A 19,580-nucleotide genomic window follows, 5' to 3' on the forward strand; every position below is an offset into this window, starting at 1 on the left:
TTAGTAGGTTAGTTTTATTGTGCTTTTAATATATTAATTTCTTGAAGAAAAGAAGGCAAGTTCTTAATCTTATAATCAATATATGGTTTATCGGCATCTTTTTTTGCAAATACTTCATCATTCTCAAGCCAACAAGTTTTCATTCCTAAATTTTTCGCTTGTTCTAAATTATGAGCAATATCTTCGATTAATATTGATTTTGTTGGATCAAGCTCAAATTTTTCTATTATCTTTTTATAAGGTTCAATTTTTGGTTTTGGAATAAAATTAGCATCAACAATATCAAACGCTCCATCAAACAAATCATCTATACCTAGTTGTTTAGTTACATTTTCAACATGAGCGTGAGAACCATTAGTAAAAATATATTTCTTTTCTTTTATTTTAATTAATTCTTCTCTTAATATCTCATCTTTAGGAAGCCAGCTAATATCAATATCATGAACAAATTCCAAAAATTCATGTGGATCAATTTTATCGTGACTCATTAATCCAGATAATGTCGTTCCATATTCATAGAAGTATTTTTTTTGAATTTCTCTTGCTTTAATTAAATCGACATTAAATTTCTTTGAAATAAAAGAAGACATCTTTTTATCAACTTCAGAAAAAACCTTTGTTTGTCCAGAATACAAAGTATTATCTAAGTCGAATAGCCAGTATTTAGTATCAATTAAATTTTTCATTCTCTAATTAAAGTTCCTGAACCATTATCAGATAATAGTTCAAAAAGGAGTGAGTGATTTTTTCTTCCATCAATTATTACAACTGCCTTAACTCCATTACTTGCAACATCTAGACAATTCTTAATTTTAGGTATCATTCCACCAGAAATTACTTCTTGATCAATTAATTCATTAGCTTTTTTAGAATTAATTTCAGGGATTAGTTTTTTTTCACTGTCTAATACGCCCTCAACATCACTAATAATCATTAATCTTCTAGCTTTTAGTTCAATTGCAATTGATCCTGCAGTAGTATCTGCATTTATATTAAAGGTCTGATTATCTTTATCCACACCTAAGGGTGCAATGACTGGTACTTCGTTTGCTTTTATTGTTTCAGTTAAGAACTCTTTGTTAATCCCAGTAGGCTTTCCCACAAATCCAAGATCTTTATCTTCTTGCTCAACAGTAATTATATTATTTTCTTTTGAGGTAATTCTTTTTGCTTTGCAGTCTAACTCATTTAAAGCTTCAACAATCTCTTTATTAAATTCAATTAATACATCTTTAACTATGTTGATCGTATCTTTATCAGTAACTCTTAGTCCGTTAATAAAATTGCTTTTAATATTAACTTCTGAAAGTTTATTATTAATTCTTTTTCCACCTCCATGAACAATTATAGGATTGAAACCAAGTTTTTTTAAAACGACTACATCTTCAATAAAAACTTTAAATAATTTTGGATCAACTAAAACACTGCCACCACACTTAATGATAATAAATTCATCATTATATTTTTCTAAATATTTTTTTACTTCTTCAACTGTTGGGCCATCTTTGGGTAGGATATTTATTAATTCTTCTTCTCTTAACGATGACATTTATGTTGTTTTGATAGTCATTTTTCTTTGAACAATATATTGTTGTATCATTGTGAAGATGTTGTTGAAGCTCCAGTAGATAACAAGACCTGCAGGAAATGGTGCAAGAATTACAGTTAAAAATACCGGAAAGAACATAAATATTTTAGCCTGTATAGGATCTGGTGGAGTTGGGTTTAGTTTCTGCTGTATCCACATTGTGATACCCATAATGATTGGCCACGCACCTATTAATAAGAAAGAAGGTGGGTCCCAAGGAAGTAAACCAAAAACATTAAATAAAGATGTAGGATCTCTATCACTTAAGTCATGTATCCATCCATAAAATGGCATGTGTCTCATTTCAATGGTTACAAATAATACTTTATATAGTGCAAAGAAAACTGGAATTTGAACTAGGATAGGCAGACAACCGCTCATAGGATTAACTTTTTCTTTTTTATAAAGAGCCATCATTGCTTGTTGTAATTTCATTTTGTCATCCTTGTGCAATTCTTTCAGACGAGCCATTTCAGGTGCTAATAACTTCATTTTACCCATAGACTTAAAACTAAAGTTGGCAAGAGGAAAGAAAGCCAATCTAATGCAAATAGTGACAGCAATAATTGCTAAACCGTAATTACCAAGTAATTTAAAGAAGTAATCTAATACAAAGAACAAAGGTTTTGTGATGAAGTACATAAAGCCCCAATCAATCGCTAGATCAAATTTATTGATATCTAAATTTTCAGCATAACCATCAATTACATTTACTCTTTTAGCAGCAACTATAATTTGAATTTTTTCTTCAATGGAACTGTTTGCTTTAACCTCAATACCTTTGGTAGATATGTAATTTGCTCTGAATTTATTTTTATAATCAAAAGTTGTTTTAAACTCTTTACCCTTTGGTGGTATAACTGATGTAACCCAAAACTTGTCTGAAATAGCAACAAATCCATCTTGTGCAATTTGAGTAAATTTTTTATCCTGGATATCGTCGTAATCTTCCTCAATTAATTCATCATCAAGTACAGATAAAAACCCTTCATGCAAAATATAAAAACCAGATATTTCTGGTAATTCGTTTCTAATTATTTGCCCATAGGAGTAAAAATTATAAGATTTATCTGATGAGTTAATTATTTTTTCTTTTACAGTAAATAAAAATTGATCATCTAGACTTATATGTTTTTCAAATGTAATCCCTTGAGTATTACTCCATGTTAGCTTTACAGGATTATTATTAGTTAATTTGTTATTTCCTGAAACTTCCCAGACGGTAGAAGCATCAGGTATATCTATATTTTTATTAGTGCTTACAAAGCCACTTTCAATTAAATAACCATCTTCAACATTTCTTGGGCTTAATAAGGTTATTTTTTCATTTTTATTAAGTTCGACATTATATTCCTTAAAAGTTAAATCATCTATTGCTGCACCCTTTAAAGAAATTGACCCAACAACACTTCCATTTTCAAATTGAATTCTATCATTTTCTTTTAAAGCATCTGCTCTTGAAAGTTTTGAAAAATTTTCATTTTTATCTAAGCTAGGAGTGTCTTCATTATTTTCAATTTTATTTTGTTCAGCTATATTTTTTTTAATAGTCGCAGGGTCAGGCTGAAAAAAAAGAGAGTATAAAATAATTACTGCTGCTGATAAGGATATTGCTGCGATTACGTTTCTAGTATCCATTATTTCTTAGCCTTGAATTCTTTATTTACTGGATCAAATCCTTCACCACCACCTAATATCTTAATAGGATGACATGAAAATATTCTTTTAGTACTTTTTGAGATTGCCTTAACAAGCCCATATGTTCTTAAACATTCAATTGTATATTCTGAGCAAGTTGGAAGATATCTGCACGAAGGAGTTAAGTAGGGGCTAATAACCATTTTATAAAATTTGATCAGGCCAATTAAAATGTTTGATATAATATTCATTACTTAATCTTTTCTATGTCTTGGAATAAAGTATCTTTTATTATCGCATATTCATTGTTTAGCATAGTTATTTTCGCAATCACAAGGTAAGAATAATTAAAGTTTATAGACACTTTTTTTATAGCTTCGTTCATTATATTTCTTAATCTTCTTTTAATTTTATTTCTCTTTACAGCACTACGGATTAGTTTTTTTTTAGCTACAAAGCTAATATTTAATTTTTTATTATCTTTATCTGCAAGAGGACCAAAAAAGAGAGTGATATATTTATTTGAGATTTTTTTTTTCTTAAGTAAATTTTTAAAATCTTCGTTTTTAGAAAGAGCAACAATTTTGCTTTTCATTTATTTTGAACTATTTACCCTGAGGTTTTTTTTGAGTGGATGACACTGTAAGGTTTTTACGTCCCTTATCACGTCTTCTCTTAATAAGTTTCTTCCCACCTTTAGTTGCCATCTTTGATCTGAAGCCATGCTTCTTAAGACGTTTTCCAACTTTGGGCTGATATGTTCTTTTCATAGGATTTATTTAAGTTTTTTTAAATTTCGCCCTTTATAGTAATTATATGTATAAATAGCAAATAGAAGATTTTATAATACGACCAATAAATTATGGAAAAATCAAAAAAAGTTAAGATAACTTTAGGTTTATTTTATCTTCTAGTTGTTTCATCATTTTTATACTTTTTTTTATCAAAATTCACCCTCGAAGAATTAACAAGCTATGAATTTATTAAAAACAATAGAGATTATTTTTTTGGATTAAAACAAACTAATTTATTTTTAATTTCTTTAATATTTTTAACAGCCACAATTATCTGGGTTGTGATGGCTGGATTTGGTTTGCCAGTTGCACTCTTAGCAGGGTTTATTTTTGGCAAGTGGCTTGGAACGATTATTCTAATAATTGGAATGACTATTGGTGCAACAATTTTATACATCATTGGAAATTATTTTTTTAAAGAAATTATTAAAGAAAAGTTTTTAAATAGATTTAAAAATTTAGAAGTAAAATTTAAAAAATCAGAATTTATTTATCTTTTAGCTTATAGATTTATTGGAGGCATTCCTTTTGCATTATCAAATGTGTTACCTTGTATTTTTAATGTTAGAGTGAGTAATTTTTTTTGGGCAACATTAATAGGATTAACTCCACCACTATTTTTAGTTGTTTCAATTGGAAGTGGACTTGAAAAAATCATAGAACAAAACTTAGAAGCTCCTAGAATCATTGATTTGATATATTCACCAGATATCTACATTCCAATGATTGCTTTTGGAGCTTTATTAGTAGCTGCAATTGTTGCTAGAAAAATATTCTACAAAAAATAATTTGGTGCCCCCACCAAGAATCGAACTTGAAATTTATCCTTACCATGGACATGTTATGCCATTTAACTATAGGGGCTAATTTGTTATTTTATTGAAGTATTTCTATAATAAATCATTTTTTCAAAAAATTGCCTTAATTTTTTTCATATAATGATTTATACCTACAGAGGAAATTTTATGGGCATTCATTACGATTATAAATCTACTAAAGGCAATAAGCTTATGGAGAAGCAGGCAAAGAGAGAAAAAAAGCTTGCTGAAAAAAAAGCAAAACGTGAAGCTAAAGAAGGACCAAAAGTTCAAGAAGAACCAGAGAAAACTTTAGATGCATCAAAGCCTATCACTTTAGATTTTTTAACTAATCCAGACAAATAATGAATGATAAAGAAAAAAATGAGAAGTTAAGTCTGGCTCTTAGAAAAAATTTAAAAAAAAGAAAAATTTTTCAAAAAAAAAATAAGAAGAAAAGTAAATAATGTCAGTACTTTCTGATAAATCTATAAGGAAGTTAGCAGTTGAGCAGTCAATGATTTCTCCTTTTATAGATAAGCAAGTCAGGGATGGTAAAATTTCTTATGGACTTAGTTCATTTGGCTATGATGCAAGAGTAGGAGATGAATTTAAGATATTTCATAATGTTAATTCTTCTATCGTTGACCCTAAGGAGTTTAGTTCAGATAATTTTGTAACCAAAAAAAGCTCTGATTATATTATCATTCCTCCTAATTCTTTCGCTCTTGGAACTACTATTGAAGTCTTTAAAATACCAAGAGATATTATGTGTATTGTTGTTGGTAAGAGCACATATGCAAGAACAGGAATCATAGTTAATGTAACTCCAATTGAATCTGAGTTTTTTGGAACAGTTACTCTTGAGTTTTCTAATACCACACCGCTACCTGCAAAAATTTATGCAAATGAAGGTGTTGCACAATTTTTATTTCTAAAAGGAGATCAGTCTCCAGAAACTTCATACGCTGACCGTAAAGGAAAATATATGGGTCAAACTGGAGTAACTTTACCAAAAGTATAATCATGAAAAAATTGGAAGTCTTTGGGGCAGCAAAGCTCAAGGGACAAATTAGAATTTCAGGTTCTAAAAATGCATCCCTTCCTATTTTAGCTGCAACATTATTATCAAATAAAAAGATATCTTTAGCAAACCTCCCACGGGTAAAAGATATTGAAACAATGATACTTTTATTAAAGTCATTAGGTTCAATTATTGAAGATAATAAAAAAGAATTGATTATCAAAAATACCAAGCAAACAAAAACTTTTGCAGCTTATAGTTTGGTTAAAACTATGAGAGCAGGAATATTAGTTTTAGGACCATTACTTGCTAAATTTGGTAAAGCAAAAGTTTCATTACCTGGCGGCTGCGCAATAGGGACAAGACCTGTTGATATTCATTTGCAAGCTCTATCAAAACTTGGAGTTAAATATAAAATTATCCAAGGTTATGTGCATGCTAATGCACCCAAAGGATTAATAGGAGCAAATATAAAATTTCCTAAAGTTTCAGTTGGTGCTACAGAAAATTTAATTATAGCCGCATGTTTAGCTAAAGGAAAAACAACTTTATCAAATTGTGCGATTGAACCTGAGATTAAAGATTTAGTTAATTTTTTAATTAATATGGGGTGTAATATTAAGTGGACTGCAAAGAGAACGGTTAGAATTGAAGGAGTGAACAATCTTAAAGAATTAGATTACTCAGTAATGCCGGATAGAATAGAGGCTGGAACTTATTTAATAGCTGCAGCATTAACTGAAGGAAATTTGAAAATTACTGGAATTGATCCTAAGATAATAAGTACAGAAATTAATATCTTAAAAAAAGTAGGATCAAAAATTACTTTAAAAAAAAATGAAATCCTTATTCAAGGAAGTAAAAAGATTAAAAATATAAATATTAAAACATCTCCTTATCCAGGGTTTCCAACAGATTTGCAGGCACAAATGATGGTATTATTATGTAAGGCTAATAAAAGATCTCATATTAAAGAAGAAATATTTGAAAATAGGTTTATGCACGTTGCAGAGCTTAATAGAATGGGAGCTAAAATTTCTATTAATGGAAATCAAGCAAGCATAGAAGGAAATATCAAATTTGAAGCAGCAGAATTAATGGCCACAGATTTAAGAGCCTCTGTATCTTTAATTCTTGCAGCTCTTGCAGCTAAAGGAAAATCAGTAATTAATAGAATATATCACCTTGATAGGGGCTATGAAGATATAGAGAAGAAATTAAAAAAAGTAGGGGCTAAAATTAAGAGAATTAATTAATGGATAAAAAATATTTATCAAAAATTATAGCTACAGATAATGAGGGATTACAAGTAATCTCAGCATGTTGCTCTGGAGCTGAAGTTAAAGTTAATGAAATTAAGTATCTTCAGAAAAACAAAGTTTTTCTATTATCATTAAAAAGATCTAAAGTAGAAACGGAAGAACAAGATAAAAAAATTATTAGTATTTGCAAATTTGAATTTGTAGATAGAGTTAAATCTAAAAATATTAAACAAAACGACCCTGAGGAAAAATTAGAGTTAATTGGGATGGATTATTTAAAAAATAATGACAATTATGAGATAAACTTAATGTTTACAAACAATGCATATATTACATTATCGACAGAAATAATTGAAGTAACTTTAGATGACCAAAACAAAGCTGATTAATGATTAAGATATTAGATAGTAAAAATAAAAACTTTGATAAAACTTTAGACGCATTACTGTCTAAACGAAAAAATAAAGTCCAACTTAATTCAGTTTCAGTTATTAAAATTATTAAAGATGTTAAGAAAAATGGAGATAAAGCTATTTTAAAGTATGAAAAGAGATTTAATAAAAATAGTATTATTGCCCCAAGCATAAAACAAATTAATAGAGCTATTCAGTCTTTAGATCAAAAAGTTAAAAAGGCAATCGATCTTGCTTATGATAGAATTTATAAATTCCATTCATTACAAAAATTTAAAAACATTTCTTATACAGACAAACTAAAAAATAAATTAGAGTATAAATACGTACCTATTGAATCAGTTGCAATTTATGTACCTGGTTCAACAGCTTCATATCCTTCCAGTGTTTTAATGAATGCAGTACCTGCAATTGTTGCTGGAGTGAAAAGACTAGTTATGGTTAATCCAGGTCAAAAAGGTAAACAAAATCCTGCGGTATTATATGCTGCTAAAAAATGTAAGATTAAAGAGATTTATTCAATTGGAGGACCATCTGCTATTGCAGCTGTTGCATATGGTACTAAGAAAATCAAAAAAGTTGACAAAATTATTGGCCCTGGAAATTCTTATGTAGCTGCAGCAAAAAAAGAAGTATTTGGAGATGTTGGAATTGAAGGAATGATTGCAGGTCCTTCTGAAGTGACAATTGTTTGTGATAAGTTTTCAAATCCTGAATGGATAGCGAGCGATCTAATAGGTCAAGCAGAACACGATAACCTTGCTCAATGTATTTTAATTTCAAAAGACAAATCAATTATTAAAAAAGTTAATTATGAAATTATCAATCAATTAAAAGAATTGCCTAGAGCAGTGATTGCAAAAAATAGTCTACTTAATAATGGAATTTTAATTTATATGCCGTCTGACCAAAAAATTATTAACACAGTAAATAAAATTGCTCCTGAGCACTTAGAGCTTAATACTAAGAACTATAAAAAGGTAGTGAGCAAGATTAAAAATGCAGGATCTATCTGTTTAGGAAAATATGCTGTAATGGCAATGACAGATTATAATGTTGGCTCTAATCATGTATTGCCAACCAATTCCTCAGCAAGATATTCAAGTGGAGTTAGTGTTAATGAATTTTATAAAAGAATTTCATATATAAACCTATCAAAAAAAGGGATTGAAACCCTTGGTCCATCAGTTATAACACTTGCAAACTACGAGGGTTTAGTGGGACACGCTAAGTCGGTAGAAAAAAGAATTAGGAGAAAATAAATTTGTCAAAACAAGAAATGCTGTCGTTCTCAGGAATTGTTGAGGATTTATTACCAAATGCAATGTTTAGAGTAAAATTAGAAAACGGCCATATTGTTACAGCTCATGCTGCAGGCAAATTGCGTAAGAACAGAATTAGAGTACTTCAAGGTGATAAGGTTCAAGTCGAAATGACACCTTACGATTTGACCAAAGGTCGTATCACTTTTAGAGGTTAATATGGGGCCCTGTAGCTCAGTTGGTAGAGCATCGGATTGAAAATCCGTGTGTCACTGGTTCGAGTCCAGTTGGGGCCACCACCACCTCCCTTAAAAATCTAAAAAATTATTGAAAAAATAAAAGAAATAAAATAACTTTTTTATATAAATAATAAAAGGATGAGTAAAAATGAGCACACTAAAAGGAACAGTAAAGTGGTTTAACGGTAAAAAAGGTTTTGGCTTTATTGAAAGAGAAGATAAAGAAAAAGATGCATTCGTTCACGCATCAGCAGTAAAAACTGCAGGTATGCGTTTTTTAAACGAAGGTGATAAACTAGAATTTGAGATGGAGGATGGCCCGAAAGGCCCTTCAGCTGTAAATTTAAAAAAAATAGACTAGTTCTTAAACTTCAAAAATCTAAAAGGGCGTTTAATCCTTAAAAATAAGGTTAACGTCCTTTTATATTTAGGTGTTGAAAATTATTCTTAATTGTCTAAAAGACTGATCATGATTATAAATATTACATACAGAGAGACTTCAAGAAGTACTCACAGACTTTGTTTCCATAGCCTTTAGGCTATTTATTTATAATATAATTTTAAATCCACACAAAAATAATATAAACACAAGGAATGCCTGCGTAGTATAACGGTTAGTACGATAGTTTGTGGAACTATAGGATTTGGTTCGATTCCAAGCGCGGGTACCAAAAAGATGAATAAAGAAAATAAACTAATTCCTGGGTTACCCTCAGGATTTGAAGATCGATGGGGCAAAAAATTAATTCTCAAGAAAAAGTTAATTAATACTATTGAAGCTAATTTTGTAAAATTTGGTTTTGGTGCTCTTGAAACGCCTTCATTTGAAATTTCAGAGAACATAGGATCATTTCTTGCAGATGATGATAGTAATCCTATGTCTGACGTATTCTCATTCAAAGATGGGGAGAAAAATATTACACTTAGATATGATTTATCAAGTCCACTAGCTAGATTTGTTGCTCAAAATAATCAGGAATTACCCTTACCTTATAAAAGATATCAAATGGGTGATGTCTGGAGAAACGAAAAAGCGGGTAATGCTCGTTATAGAAGCTTTTTACAATGTGATGCTGATATAGTTGGTAACGTTAACCCAGCCCAAGCAAATGCTGAACTATGTAATTTGATTGCAAGTACACTTCTTGCCTGTGGTTTAAAAAAAGATCAGTTCGTTGTTAACATTAGTAATAGAAAAATTGTTCAAGGTTTAATTGAAGACCTTAAAATATCCGATGATAAGAAGATAAAGGTTATGAGAGCAATAGATAAATTAGATAAGCCTGGCTTTGGTTTAAGAGGAGTTGAAGATTTATTAAAAGAAGAAAGAGTAGATGCAAGTGGAGCTGTTACAAAGGGTGCTAACTTAACAGATGATCAAGCTTCACAAATAATCAATTTCTTAAAAGTAAAAGATTTAAAAGAATTAAAAGAAAATTTAAAAAATCCTTTATCTCAAGAAGGAATTAAAGAATTAGAAGATTTATTAGAAATAGTAAGTTATGGAGATTATTTAGATCAAATAAAGACAAACTTTACAATTGTAAGAGGGCTTGCTTATTATGATGGGTTTTGTGTTGAAACCAATTTAAATTTCAAAGCAAAAAACAGCAAAGGTAAAGAAGTTGATATAGGAAGTATTTGTTCAGGTGGACAATATAATAAATTAATTTCAAGATTTAAGGGAGTTGATATTCCAGGAACTGGAATGAGCTTTGGTGTTGACCGATTATTATTTGCAATGATGCAACTTGATCAAATTGAAGTGGATGAAAAAAAACCAGTCATTATTTGTGTAATGGACGAAAAGTATTTAAAAAATTATTATGAGATTTTAAAAGTTTTAAGAGATAATAATATTAACTCTGAAATATTTTTAGATAGTAAAAAAAATTTAGGCAAACAATTAACGTACGCAAATAAAAAACAATGCCCGGTAGCTGTTATTTGTGGTGAAAATGAATTTAAAGATAATACGATTACTTTAAAAAACCTTTTAGGAGTTAAAGGTGAAAACAATCAGTTAACGTTCCCAAAAGAAAATTTAATTAATGAAATCAAAAAATTTATCTGAAAAAATTCTTAGATCGGTTAAATCTAAAGGATTTAAATATATTGATTTACCTTCAGTAATTGAGGCCAATCATATCGTTCAACGATCTGGGGAAAATTTTAGAAAGTTTATTTTTTCATTTACTGATCAAAATGGTAGTGAGCTTTGTCTTAGACCCGATCTAACTATTGCATCATGTTTAAGATACTTAGAAAATAATCTTAAAGGAAAAGAGAAAATATTTTATAGCGGTCAGGCCTATAGAAAATCAAATAATAAAAAAGATTCTATTATTAGAGACCAAGTTGGCTTTGAGATTATTGGCTCTAAAGATGAAAAGAAAGATGATAAGGAAATTATTAATACAGCCTTAAAATCTCTATCTAATTTACAATATTCATCAGGAACTTTAAAAATTGGTAACGTTGAGATTTTCAATTTATTAATTTCAAAGCTAGATATCCCAAAAAGATGGAAATTAAGGCTTTCAAGACACTTTTGGAGAGAAGTATACTTCAATGATTTATTAAAAAGGTTAGAGACAAACTCTGATGTAGACCCAACGATTGTTGAAGTTGATAAAAAGAGATATTTAAAAATGTTAAAAGATAATCAGCAAACAATAGTTGCTGGACGATCAATTGAAGAGATTTTAAAGAGATTTGATAACAAGATTAAAGATCCAAGAAGAGCTAGTAGAGGTAAAAACGTTTCAAAAATTATTAAAGAGTTTTTAAAAATTAACTGTCCAATAGGACAAGCTGCTGAAAACCTTAATATTTTTTTTAAAAAAAATAAAATTAATTTAGTTGTGGATCAAAAATATTTCCCAACTTCATTAAATAAAATTCAAAAATTAAATGTAGAGTTCTCAGCGTCTTTTGGGCGTCAATTAGAATATTATACAGGCATGGTATTTAAAATCGATATTAAATCTAAATCTAAAAATATTAATGTAATCAATGGTGGAAGATACGACAAACTAATTTCAGACCTTGGATCTAAAAAACAAGTTCCAGCAGTAGGAGCTGCTTTAAATTTAAACTACTAATGACAAAAAATATTATTAATATTGGAATTCCAAGTAAAGGTAGATTGAGAGCTGATATCTTAAAGATATTTAAAAAAAATAAATTAAATTTAGTCTCAGAAAGAGGTGAAAGAGATTTATTAGGATCTATTAAAAACTTAAATAATGTTAAAGTATTATATCTTCATGCAAGAGAGATAGTTGAAAGACTTGGAGATGGCTCTTTAGATCTTGGCTTTTCTGGATTTGATTTATTAAAAGAAAGTGAAGTAAATATTCAAAAAAAGATAAGTGTTGTTAAGAATTATGGATTTGGTAAAGCAACATTGGTTGTTGCTATCCCAGACCCTTGGATTGATGTTCAAACAGTTGCTGATTTAGAAGAAATTGCTTTTGAATTTAAAGATAAAAAGAAAAAAAGATTAAGAGTGGCAACGAAATATCCTAATTTAACAAGAGAGTTTTTGTTTTCAAAAGGAGTTACTCAATTTAAGTTAGTTAGTAGTTTAGGTGCAACTGAAGCATATCCTTTTACAGGGTCATCTGAAATTATAACCGATATTACTTCATCTGGTGAAACTCTGAGAGCGAATAATCTTAGAATTCTTAAAGATGGCGAAATTTTAAAGTCAGAAGCCTGCATGATGGCTTCAAAATCTTCTTTAAAAAATAGTCTAGTTAAAAAATTAGTTAAGCTACTTTCTAAGTAGAGTATCCTTAACGTAAATTAAAATAATCTTAATAATATCAAGGTTTCTAAGTACTGCATAAGCCGTAACTATAGTTCCTGTAATAAGTAGTATTTTTAATACTAAGATTAATTCCATAGAGACAGTTTTAAATAATTACATATATAAATCAAATTTTTACTATAAAATATCTCATAGAATCATGGACATAATTTTATTAACAGTTTTAGTCTTATTACTAGGAGTTGCTTTAGCAATCCTTTATCTGAACTTAAGATCTAAGCCAAAAGATGAGAGCGAAAATAAAGAAGCTGAAGAGATGGCCAATTTAAAGACAGAAATTACTTCATTAAAAGATACCTTAAATACTACTATTAATACTTCACTTGGTTCAATGTCGACTTCATTTACCGCTCTATCAACTGGGGTGACTAAAGATATGACAGAAGCTTTAACAAAAGTTGATGAAAAAGTAGGAAACTTCAACAGTCAGGTCGAATTATTAAATAAAAGCCAAGAAGGTATAACAAAAATTTTAGCTGGAGTTAAAAAATATGGAACTCTTGCGGAGTTTTCATTAGATGCACTGATTAAAGACTTATTACCTGCTTCTCAATTCATGACTAACGTTAAGATGAAAGAGGACACAAGTGAAAATGTTGAATTTGCAATTAAGCTTCAGGGTGATGTTTTAGTACCAGTAGATTCTCACTTTCCAGTAGAAAAATTTAAAGCTATTACCGATGGTTATGACGCGGATGATAAAAGAGCTGTTGCAGATGCAAGAGCAAAATTAGCGACTGCATTTAAAGCTAAAGCTAAAAGTGTTAATGAAAAATATATTGTTCCACCAAAGACAACAGATTTTGCAATAGTTTATGCACCGACTGAAAGTTTATATAAAGAGCTAACTGAATACCAAGATCCAACTACTAAAGAGTTATTAACTCAAGAATTAATGAAAAAACATAAAGTTGTAATCTGTGGTCCAAATACTCTTTCTGCTTATTTACAATCATTACACATGGGCTTTCAATCTCTAAAAGTTCAAAAGGGCGCAACTGAAATTTACGATCATCTAAAAACAATTAGCTCAAGATTTGGAAAACACTTTGATAATATAATTGCTCTTAGAAAAAAATTAGAAGAAGCAATGATTGTTGTTGATAAGTTTGGAACAGATGCAAGATCGATCAGCAGAAGCCTAGAAAATATTAAAGATCCCGAACAAGTTGATAAAGCTGTTCAAACAGAAAATGTAGAAAAATTTGTTGACCATTCAAAACAAGCCAAAAATTAATTTCATTTTTCCTTCAATACCCCTTATAACAAACTATATGCAGTGGAATAATAAATTTACTTATCCAAAATCTATGAGATCAATGGTTAGTGGCTCAAGAATGTATGCTGTAAATCAAGAAAAACTTCCATCAGTAACTTCCATATTACAAGCAACACAAAGTGAAGAAAAAAAAGCATCTCTTGCAAATTGGAAAGCAAGAGTGGGCGCTGCTGAAGCTAATAGAATTAAAAATGATGCTTCAAGTAGAGGAACATCGATGCATTCTCATTTAGAAAAATATTTATTAGGTCAATTAAATTTAGAGCTATTAGAAGAAGAGGCTAGTAAATCCAAAAAAATGGCAGATGAAATTATTGAACAAGGTATAAAAGGAAAATTGTCAGAAATTTATGGTACTGAAGCAACATTATATTATCCAGGAAAATATGCGGGTACATGTGATGCTTGTGGAGTGTACGAGGGACAAGAAACTATCATTGATTTTAAACAGTCCAACAAACCGAAAAAAGAAGAGTGGATTGAGGACTATTACCTTCAATTAGGGGCTTATTCATTAGCTCATAACGTTGTTCATAACTCAAATATCACTCAAGGAATTGTCCTGCTATGTACGGTTGATAATTTATTCCAAGATTTTAGAATTCAAGGTGTTAAACTAGAAGAATATCAAAATAAGTTTTTAGAAAAAGTCGAACAATACTATCACCAAAGGAATATGAACTAATATGAACCTTGCAATATGGGATATCGAATCTAGTAGCGCTAATACTTCATGGGGAAGCATTATTGAAGTAGGTGGCATTTTAGTTGACCCAAATTTTAAAGAATTAGATCGTTTTAATTTTAGATGTAGATTGCCAGAAGGAGAAGTTCCTCAAGCAATGGCTTTAATAGTTAACAAAACTAGCGTTGATTTATTAACCAAAGGAAATTTAAGTCACTACCAAATGTTATCTCAGTTAGAAGCAACATTTAAAAAATGGAGCCCAGCAATGTTTATGGGTTGGTCAAATATTGGCTTTGATGATGAAATGATAAGAAATGAATTCTTTAGAGGAATTAGATATCCTTATATCACTAACGCAACTCCTAACAAAAGACATGATGGTTTAAACATTGCAAGAGGCGCTCATGCAGTAGATGAAAGTGTTGTAAAAACTGAAATAAATGCAAAAGGGAATGCGGTCATGAAACTAGAATCGTTAGCTAGAATGAATGGTTTTGAATCAAGTGGTGCTCACTCAGCTTTATTTGATGCAGAACTAACCGTTAAGGTTTTAGGATTAATTAAAAAAAATCAGCCTCAAACTTGGGATACATTTTTAAGAACAGCAAACAAGAGCGATACAGAAACAATATTTAAAACAGAAAAAATGTTTACATTAGCTGAATATCATTTTGGTAAAAATTATAGATTTGTAGTTGCACCACTTCACCCAAAACATTGTATTCACCCAATCTATCAATGGGGCCAAGCTTTTGACCTTAAAATTGATCCTATTCCATTATTTGATATGTCAATTTCTGAACTTAAAAGTGCTATTAAAAAATTAAAGTTTTTAAGAACTATACGATCAAATAAAGCTCCTATAATTCTAGACGCAAGTTATGGACTACAAGTTGAACCATATAGTAATCTTGATCCTGATCTAATTAAAGAGCGTGCAAAATTAGTAAACAGTAATGAGAGATTTTCTCAAAATGTTTTAACCGCATTACGAGAAACAGCTGAAGAAAAAGCACAATTCGATTCACAAGTTGATTTACTGGCAGAAGAGACAATTTATAAAAAATTTACTCCTCAAAAAGATACAGCTTTATTTCCAAAATGGCATGCAGCTTCTTGGAAAGATAAATTAATATTATTAGATAAATTTGAAGACGAGAGAATGGTAAGCTTTGGAAAAAAGATAATATATCAAGAATCACCTGAGACACTTCCACCTGATATGTTTAAGACTATTAAGCGTGGAATAGCCGAAAGAATATTAAGTGATGAAAAAGAAAAATGGTGGACATGCAAAGAATTTTATTTTGAGTGTGATAATTTAAGAGATAGATATACAAACGAAAAAGATGAGAAAAAGCTGAAGTTTCTAGACGAAATTAATGAGTTCGTAGAAGGTATTCAAAAAAAATACGAACAAGCATAATAAGTCTCTGTTAATTAACTAAAAAAATCATTTTTTACATATTGAATAAATCTAATAAGAATTTATATATGAATCATGCTTATTGATTTTAAAGACGAAGAATTTGAAACAAAAATTAAGAATGAAGATATCTCTGTAGTTCAATTTTCTGCAGAATGGTGTGCTCCGTGCAAGAGCCTTAAACCCATCATGGATAAGTTTTCAGATAGCTACAAAGATAAAGCAAACTTTTATTATGCTGACATAGAAAATGGTGGAATTAACACAGGTTCAGCTGCTGGTGTAAGAGGTGTACCTACTGTTATTGTTTACAAAAAAGGTGTTGAAGTAGACAGAAAAGTTGGTGGAGTTGCTGAAAGTCAAATGAAAGAATTTCTAGATAAGAATATCTAGTTTAAGTTTAAAACTTCTCCTGCAAGATACAAAGAACCTGTAATTAAAATAATATCATTTTCTTGAAGATCAATTGAGCTAATTGCTTCCTCAATAGAATTTTTATAATTAATATTTTCAAAATTTTTAATTTTCTCTTTAAGTTCACTTCCCTTAATAGCATTGGGTTGATTTGGAATGTCAATTGTTGTTAATGATTTAATATCTTTAAAGTAACTCATATATTCATTGTGGTCTTTGTTGGCCATCATCCCTAAAATAATATGTTTGTTACAATTTAGACTTTGAAGATATTCATTTAATACCTTTGCGCCAAGTGGGTTATGAGATCCATCAACAAATAATAAATTATTACTAGTTAAATCTTTTAATTTTCCAGATTTTAATTCTTGTAGTCGTGCGATACTTTCTATTTTAGTAATACCACTCTTAATATGTTCATCAGTTATTTTATAGTCTGTTAATTGTCTAACAGTTGCAATTGCCGTAGAGACATTTTCTAATTGAAATTCTCCAGGCAAATTAGGTTTTGGAAGTTTAAGAGCACCAAATTCATCCTCAAAATAAAAAAAATCATTTTCTTTTAATGTAAAATTATAATTTTTATTAAAGATTATTTTTTTAGAAGTATTGTCTTTAATTGTATTTTCAATACTTTTGCTTATTTCATTTGAACTTTGTTTTGCAACTACGATTTTAGAGTTTAACAAAGTGGATGTTTTCTCAAATATTATTTTTTCAACTGTTTGCTCTTCTTTTGGAAGCCAGTCTAAGTGATCCAGACCAATAGCTGTTACAATACTAGCTAAGTTTTTTTTTAAAATATTGGTTGCATCAAATCTATGAAATAGACCTGACTCAATTAAGTTAATGTTTTCAGGGTATTTCTTTGCATAATGAAAATAAGCAACCGTTAAAATTTCAAAGAAAGTGATTTGTGTTTGATTATTAGCTTCTTCTACTTCAGAAAAAAGATTGGCTAATTCATCATCTGTTAGAGGCTTATTGTTAAAGACAAATCTCTCATTAATTTTTTGAATGTGAGGACTGGTATAAATATTACATTTATAATCAGCCTCTTTTAAAATTGCATAAAGTGCCTGGATAGTTGAAAATTTTCCGTTCGTGCCAACAATAGAAATGCAGTTAATTTGATCTTGAGGATTGCCTAATTTTTCTAAAAGATTTTTAGTTCGATCTAGACTTAGATCAATCTCTTTAGGATGCAGCTTTTGTAAGCGCTCTACTATCTTCTGAAGTTTCATTTTCTGATGAATTTATAGCAGAATTTTTCTTTAACAATATTGATAATAATGATCCAATTTTTTCTCTTAAGTCTTTTCTCTCTACAATTAAATCTACAAAGCCAGTTTTTTCTACATACTCACTTCTTTGAAAGCCTTCTGGTAACTCTTCTCTTACAGTGCCTTGAATTACTCTTGCTCCTGCAAAAGCTATAAGAGCTCCTGGTTCTGCTAAGTGCAGATCACCTAACATTGCATATGACGCTGTAATACCACCAGCAGTTGGATCAGTTAGAACAACAATATAGGGTAAATTATTTTTCTTTAGTTCGTTAATTGCAAGTGTCGTCCTTGTCATTTGACTTAAAGATATAAGACTTTCCATCATTCTCATTCCGCCACCAGAAGTAAACACTACAAAAGGTTGTTCATTTTCTATTGCATGTTGAATTCCGTATAAAAAAGCTTCACCTTCTGCAGCACCAATTGAGCCACCTACAAAATCAAAATCAGATGCAATCGCTGTGATTTTTAAATTTAGAATATTAGTATTAACAACCATCATTCCACAATCCATGCCAGTTTTTTTTCTAGCAGCTTTTAATCTATCTTTATAAGGTTTTGCATCATTCCAATTTAAAGGGTCATCTTGAGGAATTGGAGTTTTTAAAACTTCATAATTATTTTTGCCAAATATAATGTCAAATCTCTGACGTGGGCTTATTCTGTGGTGTTTGTTACAAGATGGGCAAACCCATAAGTTTTCTTCTAAATCTTTTTTTAAGATTGGCCCTTTACAACATGAGGTCCAGTCACTATTAGCTATCTCTGTTTTGGTTGCACGTGCTTTAATGATGGTTTTAATCTTTTCACCAAATCTTAAAGTTTTTTTAATCCAATTCATGCTATTTTTTTTCTTAACTTTAACACAATATTAGTTACATTTGTGACAGGATTTTGGCGTTTTTTAATAGAATTTGATATTTCTTTACATAAAGCACTGCCAACCACTAATCCATCAGCCTTTCTTAAAGATGCTATGGTTTTTTCAGTGATCCCAAAGCCTATTACAATATTCTTATTCTTGTTAAGTTTTTTAATTTTACCGTAACGCTCTAAAATTTTTTTAGGCGAAACCTTTAGCTTGCCACCAGTTGTTGAGAGCATACTGATATAATAGACCATATCATGTGAGTCTCTTATAATTTTTTTCATTCTGTCCAGAGACGTAGTAGGAGATACTAATTGAATAAAACTAATATCTTTTTTCTTACATTTTTTTGCAAATTCTTTATTTTCTGGATAAGGAAGGTCAACAACAATTAATCCATCTACTCCTACTTTTTTACAAATATTTATAAAGTTATTATCTCCATATTGATAAATCATATTATAATAACCCATCAATATTACGGGTTTTGATTGTTTTGATTTTTTAAAATTTTTAACTATTGAAAAAACATCTTTAATTTTGATACCATTTTTTAGAGCTCTATAAGCGCTTGATTGAATCTGTCCACCATCTGCAATTGGAGTGTTATGAGGAAATCCTATTTCGCAAATGTCAGCATATTTTGCAATTGATTTTAATATCTCAAGAGACTTCTTTTTAGTACTATCTCCAGCTACCGTGTAAGTTAGTAATGCAGGTCTCTTTTCAGTTTTTACTTTTTTAAATGCTAAGTTGATTAATGACAT

General features: G+C 29.7%; 25 protein-coding genes and 3 tRNA genes. 17 read left to right on the plus strand and 11 right to left on the minus strand.

The genetic code is table 11. The annotated features are described in order from the left end of the window. Positions 1 to 14: 14 nt before the first annotated feature. From AC5SL9_RS00290 to rpmH, 6 genes are read right to left on the minus strand one after another with little or no spacing between them, the layout of a single operon-like run. Positions 15 to 686 carry a pyrimidine 5'-nucleotidase gene (locus tag AC5SL9_RS00290; protein WP_027306796.1) on the minus strand — a complete coding sequence of 224 codons (672 nt, stop codon included), beginning with the start codon at positions 684 to 686 and terminating at the stop codon, positions 15 to 17. After that, positions 683 to 1,549, minus strand: coding sequence for an acetylglutamate kinase (argB, locus tag AC5SL9_RS00295; protein WP_494574089.1), 867 nt, complete (start codon positions 1,547 to 1,549; stop codon positions 683 to 685). The genes AC5SL9_RS00290 and argB overlap by 4 nt, the downstream gene beginning before the upstream one ends. Then, the gene (gene yidC / locus AC5SL9_RS00300; protein ID WP_494574090.1) at positions 1,550 to 3,226 is read right to left on the minus strand and encodes a membrane protein insertase YidC; all 1,677 of its coding nucleotides are present in this window, start codon (positions 3,224 to 3,226) and stop codon (positions 1,550 to 1,552) included. After that, positions 3,226 to 3,477, minus strand: a complete 252-nt coding sequence (gene yidD, locus AC5SL9_RS00305) for a membrane protein insertion efficiency factor YidD (RefSeq protein WP_006997437.1) — start codon at positions 3,475 to 3,477, stop codon at positions 3,226 to 3,228. The genes yidC and yidD overlap by 1 nt, the downstream gene beginning before the upstream one ends. Beyond that, positions 3,477 to 3,821 carry a ribonuclease P protein component gene (gene rnpA, locus AC5SL9_RS00310; protein ID WP_011281733.1) on the minus strand — a complete coding sequence of 115 codons (345 nt, stop codon included), beginning with the start codon at positions 3,819 to 3,821 and terminating at the stop codon, positions 3,477 to 3,479. The genes yidD and rnpA overlap by 1 nt, the downstream gene beginning before the upstream one ends. 10 nt (positions 3,822 to 3,831) lie before the next feature. Further along, positions 3,832 to 3,996: a 50S ribosomal protein L34 gene (gene rpmH, locus AC5SL9_RS00315; RefSeq protein WP_006997435.1), complete on the minus strand. Its 165-nt coding sequence runs from the start codon at positions 3,994 to 3,996 to the stop codon at positions 3,832 to 3,834. Between the two features lie 92 nt (positions 3,997 to 4,088). Here rpmH and AC5SL9_RS00320 point away from each other — a divergent pair, with 92 nt between their 5' ends. Further along, the gene (locus AC5SL9_RS00320; RefSeq protein ID WP_011281734.1) at positions 4,089 to 4,808 is read left to right on the plus strand and encodes a TVP38/TMEM64 family protein; all 720 of its coding nucleotides are present in this window, start codon (positions 4,089 to 4,091) and stop codon (positions 4,806 to 4,808) included. 2 nt (positions 4,809 to 4,810) lie between these two features. On the opposite strand, the gene AC5SL9_RS00325 is transcribed toward AC5SL9_RS00320, so the two are convergent. Next, positions 4,811 to 4,884: transfer RNA gene (locus tag AC5SL9_RS00325), tRNA-Thr, on the minus strand. Between the two features lie 101 nt (positions 4,885 to 4,985). Here AC5SL9_RS00325 and AC5SL9_RS00330 point away from each other — a divergent pair. The 12 genes from AC5SL9_RS00330 (at position 4,986) to hisG (ending at position 12,810) form a co-directional block, all read left to right on the plus strand. After that, a complete protein-coding gene (locus AC5SL9_RS00330) occupies positions 4,986 to 5,183 on the plus strand; it encodes a hypothetical protein (protein ID WP_006997433.1) in 198 nt (65 codons plus the stop codon). Positions 5,184 to 5,283: 100 nt separating this feature from the next. Further along, on the plus strand, positions 5,284 to 5,841 hold the full coding sequence (gene dcd, locus AC5SL9_RS00335) for a dCTP deaminase (protein ID WP_006997431.1): 558 nt from the start codon (positions 5,284 to 5,286) through the stop codon (positions 5,839 to 5,841). 2 nt (positions 5,842 to 5,843) lie between these two features. Beyond that, positions 5,844 to 7,097, plus strand: coding sequence for a UDP-N-acetylglucosamine 1-carboxyvinyltransferase (gene murA, locus AC5SL9_RS00340; RefSeq protein WP_011281735.1), 1,254 nt, complete (start codon positions 5,844 to 5,846; stop codon positions 7,095 to 7,097). Next, entirely contained in the window at positions 7,097 to 7,492 is a 396-nt protein-coding gene (locus tag AC5SL9_RS00345; RefSeq protein ID WP_011281736.1) for a DUF2948 family protein, read from the plus strand. Before murA ends, AC5SL9_RS00345 begins: the two co-directional genes overlap by 1 nt. After that, positions 7,492 to 8,778 (plus strand): histidinol dehydrogenase, encoded by a 1,287-nt coding sequence (gene hisD, locus AC5SL9_RS00350; RefSeq protein ID WP_011281737.1) that lies wholly within the window; start codon positions 7,492 to 7,494, stop codon positions 8,776 to 8,778. Before AC5SL9_RS00345 ends, hisD begins: the two co-directional genes overlap by 1 nt. Before the next feature lie 2 nt (positions 8,779 to 8,780). Further along, positions 8,781 to 8,996, plus strand: coding sequence for a translation initiation factor IF-1 (gene infA / locus AC5SL9_RS00355; RefSeq protein ID WP_006997427.1), 216 nt, complete (start codon positions 8,781 to 8,783; stop codon positions 8,994 to 8,996). A gap of 5 nt (positions 8,997 to 9,001) precedes the next feature. After that, positions 9,002 to 9,077, plus strand: a tRNA-Phe gene (locus AC5SL9_RS00360). Between the two features lie 88 nt (positions 9,078 to 9,165). Then, positions 9,166 to 9,378 carry a cold-shock protein gene (locus AC5SL9_RS00365; RefSeq protein WP_006997426.1) on the plus strand — a complete coding sequence of 71 codons (213 nt, stop codon included), beginning with the start codon at positions 9,166 to 9,168 and terminating at the stop codon, positions 9,376 to 9,378. 235 nt (positions 9,379 to 9,613) lie between these two features. Next, positions 9,614 to 9,688: transfer RNA gene (locus AC5SL9_RS00370), tRNA-His, on the plus strand. A gap of 5 nt (positions 9,689 to 9,693) precedes the next feature. After that, complete coding sequence (hisS, locus tag AC5SL9_RS00375) at positions 9,694 to 11,091, plus strand: histidine--tRNA ligase (RefSeq protein WP_011281738.1); 1,398 nt, start codon at positions 9,694 to 9,696, stop codon at positions 11,089 to 11,091. Further along, positions 11,069 to 12,121 carry an ATP phosphoribosyltransferase regulatory subunit gene (locus tag AC5SL9_RS00380; protein ID WP_494574091.1) on the plus strand — a complete coding sequence of 351 codons (1,053 nt, stop codon included), beginning with the start codon at positions 11,069 to 11,071 and terminating at the stop codon, positions 12,119 to 12,121. Before hisS ends, AC5SL9_RS00380 begins: the two co-directional genes overlap by 23 nt. Further along, positions 12,121 to 12,810, plus strand: coding sequence for an ATP phosphoribosyltransferase (hisG, locus tag AC5SL9_RS00385; RefSeq protein WP_011281740.1), 690 nt, complete (start codon positions 12,121 to 12,123; stop codon positions 12,808 to 12,810). The genes AC5SL9_RS00380 and hisG overlap by 1 nt, the downstream gene beginning before the upstream one ends. Here hisG and AC5SL9_RS00390 read toward each other — a convergent pair. Next, positions 12,796 to 12,927 carry a hypothetical protein gene (locus tag AC5SL9_RS00390; protein ID WP_269077266.1) on the minus strand — a complete coding sequence of 44 codons (132 nt, stop codon included), beginning with the start codon at positions 12,925 to 12,927 and terminating at the stop codon, positions 12,796 to 12,798. The genes hisG and AC5SL9_RS00390 overlap by 15 nt on opposite strands. Before the next feature lie 64 nt (positions 12,928 to 12,991). On the opposite strand from AC5SL9_RS00390, the gene AC5SL9_RS00395 reads away from it, so the two are divergent. The 4 genes from AC5SL9_RS00395 to AC5SL9_RS00410 all read left to right on the plus strand — a co-directional run bounded on the left by AC5SL9_RS00395 (position 12,992) and on the right by AC5SL9_RS00410 (position 16,638). Further along, positions 12,992 to 14,089, plus strand: a complete 1,098-nt coding sequence (locus tag AC5SL9_RS00395; protein WP_011281741.1) for a DNA recombination protein RmuC — start codon at positions 12,992 to 12,994, stop codon at positions 14,087 to 14,089. 37 nt (positions 14,090 to 14,126) lie between these two features. Next, positions 14,127 to 14,816 (plus strand): hypothetical protein, encoded by a 690-nt coding sequence (locus tag AC5SL9_RS00400; protein WP_041185804.1) that lies wholly within the window; start codon positions 14,127 to 14,129, stop codon positions 14,814 to 14,816. 1 nt (position 14,817) lies between these two features. Continuing rightward, entirely contained in the window at positions 14,818 to 16,245 is a 1,428-nt protein-coding gene (locus tag AC5SL9_RS00405; RefSeq protein ID WP_494574092.1) for an exonuclease domain-containing protein, read from the plus strand. Positions 16,246 to 16,320: 75 nt separating this feature from the next. Continuing rightward, positions 16,321 to 16,638, plus strand: a complete 318-nt coding sequence (locus AC5SL9_RS00410; RefSeq protein ID WP_011281744.1) for a thioredoxin family protein — start codon at positions 16,321 to 16,323, stop codon at positions 16,636 to 16,638. Here AC5SL9_RS00410 and AC5SL9_RS00415 read toward each other — a convergent pair. The 3 genes from AC5SL9_RS00415 to trpA are packed head-to-tail and all read right to left on the minus strand — an operon-like array spanning position 16,635 to position 19,580. Beyond that, positions 16,635 to 17,903 (minus strand): bifunctional folylpolyglutamate synthase/dihydrofolate synthase, encoded by a 1,269-nt coding sequence (locus tag AC5SL9_RS00415; RefSeq protein ID WP_011281745.1) that lies wholly within the window; start codon positions 17,901 to 17,903, stop codon positions 16,635 to 16,637. The genes AC5SL9_RS00410 and AC5SL9_RS00415 overlap by 4 nt on opposite strands. Next, positions 17,857 to 18,786: an acetyl-CoA carboxylase carboxyl transferase subunit beta gene (locus AC5SL9_RS00420; RefSeq protein WP_011281746.1), complete on the minus strand. Its 930-nt coding sequence runs from the start codon at positions 18,784 to 18,786 to the stop codon at positions 17,857 to 17,859. Before AC5SL9_RS00420 ends, AC5SL9_RS00415 begins: the two co-directional genes overlap by 47 nt. After that, entirely contained in the window at positions 18,783 to 19,580 is a 798-nt protein-coding gene (gene trpA, locus AC5SL9_RS00425; protein ID WP_006997416.1) for a tryptophan synthase subunit alpha, read from the minus strand. The genes AC5SL9_RS00420 and trpA overlap by 4 nt, the downstream gene beginning before the upstream one ends.

The organism is Candidatus Pelagibacter sp. PS_37, assembly GCF_059417825.1.

Coding starts and splice junctions, on each gene's coding strand:
- AC5SL9_RS00290 (WP_027306796.1), bottom strand. CDS start 686: ATGAAAAATTTAATTGATACTAAATACTGGCTATTCGACTTAGATAAT.
- argB (WP_494574089.1), bottom strand. CDS start 1,549: ATGTCATCGTTAAGAGAAGAAGAATTAATAAATATCCTACCCAAAGAT.
- yidC (WP_494574090.1), bottom strand. CDS start 3,226: ATGGATACTAGAAACGTAATCGCAGCAATATCCTTATCAGCAGCAGTA.
- yidD (WP_006997437.1), bottom strand. CDS start 3,477: ATGAATATTATATCAAACATTTTAATTGGCCTGATCAAATTTTATAAA.
- rnpA (WP_011281733.1), bottom strand. CDS start 3,821: ATGAAAAGCAAAATTGTTGCTCTTTCTAAAAACGAAGATTTTAAAAAT.
- rpmH (WP_006997435.1), bottom strand. CDS start 3,996: ATGAAAAGAACATATCAGCCCAAAGTTGGAAAACGTCTTAAGAAGCAT.
- AC5SL9_RS00320 (WP_011281734.1), top strand. CDS start 4,089: ATGGAAAAATCAAAAAAAGTTAAGATAACTTTAGGTTTATTTTATCTT.
- AC5SL9_RS00330 (WP_006997433.1), top strand. CDS start 4,986: ATGGGCATTCATTACGATTATAAATCTACTAAAGGCAATAAGCTTATG.
- dcd (WP_006997431.1), top strand. CDS start 5,284: ATGTCAGTACTTTCTGATAAATCTATAAGGAAGTTAGCAGTTGAGCAG.
- murA (WP_011281735.1), top strand. CDS start 5,844: ATGAAAAAATTGGAAGTCTTTGGGGCAGCAAAGCTCAAGGGACAAATT.
- AC5SL9_RS00345 (WP_011281736.1), top strand. CDS start 7,097: ATGGATAAAAAATATTTATCAAAAATTATAGCTACAGATAATGAGGGA.
- hisD (WP_011281737.1), top strand. CDS start 7,492: ATGATTAAGATATTAGATAGTAAAAATAAAAACTTTGATAAAACTTTA.
- AC5SL9_RS00365 (WP_006997426.1), top strand. CDS start 9,166: ATGAGCACACTAAAAGGAACAGTAAAGTGGTTTAACGGTAAAAAAGGT.
- hisS (WP_011281738.1), top strand. CDS start 9,694: ATGAATAAAGAAAATAAACTAATTCCTGGGTTACCCTCAGGATTTGAA.
- AC5SL9_RS00380 (WP_494574091.1), top strand. CDS start 11,069: ATGAAATCAAAAAATTTATCTGAAAAAATTCTTAGATCGGTTAAATCT.
- hisG (WP_011281740.1), top strand. CDS start 12,121: ATGACAAAAAATATTATTAATATTGGAATTCCAAGTAAAGGTAGATTG.
- AC5SL9_RS00390 (WP_269077266.1), bottom strand. CDS start 12,927: ATGGAATTAATCTTAGTATTAAAAATACTACTTATTACAGGAACTATA.
- AC5SL9_RS00395 (WP_011281741.1), top strand. CDS start 12,992: ATGGACATAATTTTATTAACAGTTTTAGTCTTATTACTAGGAGTTGCT.
- AC5SL9_RS00400 (WP_041185804.1), top strand. CDS start 14,127: ATGCAGTGGAATAATAAATTTACTTATCCAAAATCTATGAGATCAATG.
- AC5SL9_RS00405 (WP_494574092.1), top strand. CDS start 14,818: ATGAACCTTGCAATATGGGATATCGAATCTAGTAGCGCTAATACTTCA.
- AC5SL9_RS00410 (WP_011281744.1), top strand. CDS start 16,321: ATGCTTATTGATTTTAAAGACGAAGAATTTGAAACAAAAATTAAGAAT.
- AC5SL9_RS00415 (WP_011281745.1), bottom strand. CDS start 17,903: ATGAAACTTCAGAAGATAGTAGAGCGCTTACAAAAGCTGCATCCTAAA.
- AC5SL9_RS00420 (WP_011281746.1), bottom strand. CDS start 18,786: ATGAATTGGATTAAAAAAACTTTAAGATTTGGTGAAAAGATTAAAACC.
- trpA (WP_006997416.1), bottom strand. CDS start 19,580: ATGTCATTAATCAACTTAGCATTTAAAAAAGTAAAAACTGAAAAGAGA.